This is a genomic window from Chromobacterium alticapitis, from assembly GCF_002924365.1.
Lineage (GTDB): Bacteria > Pseudomonadota > Gammaproteobacteria > Burkholderiales > Chromobacteriaceae > Chromobacterium > Chromobacterium alticapitis.
Genome location: NZ_PQWB01000130.1, coordinates 1 through 323, shown reverse-complemented (window position 1 = coordinate 323; position 323 = coordinate 1). Strand labels below are relative to the sequence as shown.

Genomic DNA, 323 nt, shown 5'->3' with positions numbered 1-323 from the left:
GACGTGAGCCTCAGCGGTACCGCCGCCTTCGCCGACAAGAACGCTGGCACAGGCAAGACTGTGAATGTGAGCGGCATCGCCGGCAACGGCGCCGACGCGGGCAACTACACGCTGCTCAATAGCACTGCCAGCACGCAAGCCAATATCGCCGCCAAGCAAATTACGGTCAGCGCCAGCGGCGTGAACAAGGTGTATGACGGCAGCACGGCCGCCAGCGCCAAGCTGGTCAGCGCCGGCATCGTCAGCGGTGACGACGTGAGCCTCAGCGGTACCGCCGCCTTCGCCGACAAGAACGCCGGCAGCGGCAAGACCGTCAGCGTGAC

Annotated in this window: 1 protein-coding gene; it reads left to right on the top strand. The window is 65.6% G+C overall.

Annotated elements, in window-relative coordinates:
• A partial coding sequence (locus C2I19_RS22110; protein ID WP_158253768.1) for a YDG domain-containing protein occupies positions 1-323 on the top strand: 323 nt, incomplete at both ends.